Source organism: Rhizobium sp. SAFR-030 (assembly GCF_059415005.1).
On the sequence record NZ_JBPFDO010000012.1, the window covers coordinates 1 to 4,046 of the forward strand.

At 54.3% G+C, this 4,046-nt stretch carries 1 tRNA gene and 2 rRNA genes; all 3 read right to left on the reverse strand.

Features of this window, described 5'->3' with window-relative positions:
• The 3 genes from ACR65N_RS21985 to ACR65N_RS21995 all read right to left on the reverse strand — a co-directional run bounded on the left by ACR65N_RS21985 (position 1) and on the right by ACR65N_RS21995 (position 3,787).
• Positions 1 to 74: transfer RNA gene (locus ACR65N_RS21985), tRNA-Met, on the reverse strand.
• A gap of 248 nt (positions 75 to 322) precedes the next feature.
• Positions 323 to 437: ribosomal RNA gene (rrf, locus tag ACR65N_RS21990) — 5S ribosomal RNA — on the reverse strand.
• Positions 438 to 821: 384 nt separating this feature from the next.
• Positions 822 to 3,787, reverse strand: a 23S ribosomal RNA gene (locus ACR65N_RS21995).
• Positions 3,788 to 4,046 lie beyond the last annotated feature (259 nt).

Below are 4,046 nucleotides of genomic sequence, written 5' to 3' on the forward strand. Positions count from 1 at the left end.
TTGCGGGGGCAGGATTTGAACCTGCGGCCTTCAGGTTATGAGCCTGACGAGCTACCGGGCTGCTCCACCCCGCGTCACCATGTTTTTGCCATTGGCAAATACCGATTGAGCCTGCCGGGATTTCCCGGACCTGTGTGTCTGTCGGTCCTTTAAAAGGCTTTGCCTTCTGCGGGTCGACGGGGCGGCTCTTGCCCGGGTTAGTTTTTTTCAAGTTCTGTCGAACGCCGAAGGGCCGCTTTGCGAGCGGCCCTCTGGATCGATGTGATCGGCTTGAGGGCCGGTTTGTTTTCATGATGAGAAGATTGTTGATTGCCTTTAGCAGACCTGGCAGCGACCTACTCTCCCGCGTCTTGAGACGAAGTACCATTGGCGCAGGGGCGTTTCACGGCCGTGTTCGGAATGGGAACGGGTGCAGCCGCCCCGCCATGACCACCAGGTCGGCTAAAGGCAATCCTCCGGCGGCTAGGCCGGAAGTTTGATGAGAAGCTGGCAGGCTTTCGCCTGTTTTTTTGAACACGTCTGTTTCTTTTTGTCTTCACGCTGTCGCGATCCAGGGGGTGATCTTCGATCACCCGGGGATCGCTGCGCTGCAGACGGCGCGCCAAGCGGTTGGCGACGGCCTCTGGCCTGTATGGGAGAGATGCGGAAAGCTCTTTTTGAAGAGCTTGTGCATGCCACCTTACAGGACGACAGTCCGTCGCGCCCGGGATTTTGCCTTTGGCAAAATACCTTATGGCGCGGCCCGTCCGGAGCACATTTTCGTGCGTCAGGACAAAAGAGATGGCTCATCTGACTTTGTCAGATGAGCATGGTCAATGAGAACGATCAAGCCAATCGGGCGATTAGTAAGGCTAAGCTTCATGCATTGCTGCACGTCCACACGCCTCCTATCAACGTGGTCGTCTTCCACGGCCCTGATAGGGAATACTCGTTTTCAGGTGGGTTTCCCGCTTAGATGCCTTCAGCGGTTATCCCTTCCATATATAGCTACCCTGCTATGCCCTTGGCAGGACAACAGGTCCACCAGAGATATGTCCATCCCGGTCCTCTCGTACTAGGGACAGATCCTGTCAATATTCCTACACCCACGGCAGATAGGGACCGAACTGTCTCACGACGTTCTGAACCCAGCTCACGTACCGCTTTAATTGGCGAACAGCCAAACCCTTGGGACCTGCTCCAGCCCCAGGATGCGATGAGCCGACATCGAGGTGCCAAACAACCCCGTCGATATGGACTCTTGGGGGTCATCAGCCTGTTATCCCCGGCGTACCTTTTATCCGTTGAGCGATGGCCCTTCCACGCGGGACCACCGGATCACTATGACCGACTTTCGTCTCTGCTCGACTTGTCAGTCTCGCAGTCAGGCGGGCTTATGCCATTGCACTCGACGACCGATTTCCGACCGGTCTGAGCCCACCATCGCGCGCCTCCGTTACTCTTTCGGAGGCGACCGCCCCAGTCAAACTACCCACCATACACTGTCCCGGATCCGGATGACGGACCGCGGTTAGACATCCATGACGATAAGGGTGGTATTTCAAGGATGGCTCCACGAGAACTGGCGTCCCCGCTTCAAAGCCTACCACCTATCCTACACATGCCGACACGAATGCCAGTGTAAAGCTATAGTAAAGGTGCACGGGGTCTTTCCGTCTGACCGCAGGAACCCCGCATCTTCACGGGGAATTCAATTTCACTGAGTCTATGTTGGAGACAGCGGGGAAGTCGTTACGCCATTCGTGCAGGTCGGAACTTACCCGACAAGGAATTTCGCTACCTTAGGACCGTTATAGTTACGGCCGCCGTTTACTGGGGCTTCGATTCAGAGCTTGCACCCCTCCTCTTAACCTTCCAGCACCGGGCAGGCGTCAGACCCTATACGTCGTCTTAAAGACTTCGCAGAGCCCTGTGTTTTTGATAAACAGTCGCTACCCCCTGGTCTGTGCCACCCCTTCATACTTGCGTAAAAAGGGGTCACGCTTCTTCCGAAGTTACGCGTGCAATTTGCCGAGTTCCTTCAACATAGTTCTCTCAAGCGCCTTGGTATACTCTACCTGACCACCTGTGTCGGTTTCGGGTACGGTCTATAATGATGGAGCTATTTCCTGGAACCGCTTCCCCGCCCACTCAATCCAATAAGAGTGAACAAGTTACGCAATCCGTCACTACCACCAGGCCCACGAATATTAACGTGGTTCCCATCGACTACGCGTTTCCGCCTCGCCTTAGGGGCCGGCTAACCCTGCTCAGATTAACTTTAAGCAGGAACCCTTGGTCTTTCGGCGAGGGGGTCTCTCACCCCCTTTATCGTTACTCATGTCAACATTCGCACTTCCGATACCTCCAGAGGCCCTCACGGGTCCTCCTTCACTGGCTTACGGAACGCTCCGCTACCACGTGGATAAATCCACATCCTCAGCTTCGGTGCATGGCTTCAGCCCCGTTACATTTTCGGCGCAAAGACCCTTATTTAGACCAGTGAGCTGTTACGCTTTCTTTAAATGATGGCTGCTTCTAAGCCAACATCCTGGTTGTTTTGGGATCCTCACATCCTTTCCCACTTAGCCATGACTTGGGGACCTTAGCTGGAGGTCAGGGTTGTTGCCCTCTTCACGACGGACGTTAGCACCCGCCGTGTGTCTGCCGACTAGTACTCCTCGGTATTCGGAGTTTGGTTAGGATCAGTAAGACGGTGAGTCCCCATAGCCCATCCAGTGCTCTACCCCCGAGGGTATTCGGTCGACGCTCTACCTAAATAGATTTCGCGGAGAACCAGCTATTTCCGAGTTTGATTGGCCTTTCACCCCTAGCCACAAGTCATCCCAATCTATTGCAACAGATGCGGGTTCGGCCCTCCAGTTGGTGTTACCCAACCTTCAGCCTGCTCATGGCTAGATCACTCGGTTTCGGGTCTAATGCATCTAACTAAATCGCCCTATTCAGACTCGCTTTCGCTGCGCCTACACCTACCGGCTTAAGCTTGCTAGATACACTAAGTCGTTGACCCATTATACAAAAGGTACGCAGTCAGCCTTGCGGCCTCCTACTGTTTGTAGGCATCCGGTTTCAGGTTCTATTTCACTCCCCTTGTCGGGGTGCTTTTCACCTTTCCCTCACGGTACTTGTTCGCTATCGGTCATGCACGAGTACTTAGGCTTGGAGAGTGGTCTCCCCATGTTCAGACAGGATTTCTCGTGTCCCGCCCTACTCAAGGACAATCAGTGTTCTACGCTTACGGGGCTATCACCCATTCTCGCCAGGTTTTCCAACCTGTTCAGCTTTATTCCTGATTGCCACTGGCCTGGTCCGCGTTCGCTCGCCACTACTTACGGAGTCTCGGTTGATGTCCTTTCCTTCGGGTACTTAGATGTTTCAGTTCCCCGAGTTCGCTTCTAACCCCTATGTATTCAGAGCTAGATACCTTATCGCGACATCTAGAAACCATTTCGGTTCTCACTCACGCTTGTTCCGCACGTTCCCGTGCGGCGCTGCGTGGGCACGCCGGACGACCGGCGACGCGCTACCGCGCTGCAAGCTGCCACACTCGAACATCGAGCATGCCACCAGTACAGGCCGATAGGCCGTCGGCGATCGTTCGCCGTAACGTCGGGTCAAAAACCCGACAACCAAAATGATTTTCTAGATGTCTAAGGTGGGTTTCCCCATTCGGATATCCATGGATCAAAGCTCATTCGCAGCTCCCCACGGCTTTTCGCAGCGTATCACGTCCTTCTTCGCCTGTGCATGCCAAGGCATCCACCAAATGCCCTTACGACACTTAATCGTTCTCATTGCCAATGCTCATCCCAACCTGGAGGCAAAAGGCATAAGGCAATAGCCAACAGATCCTAAAACCCATTGCCGACTGCCTATTCCCTACTGCCTCGCAGATATCCGATTACCTTTTACAATCGGACCTGTCAGATGCCATCGACGTGTTCGACAGGTCTGCTTTATTGGAGCTACGCCGAGCAGCTCGCTTGCAGCCTGTCTTAAGACCAGCTTCTCGAGATCAAATCCGGGACCGCGCGGTCAGGCAACGG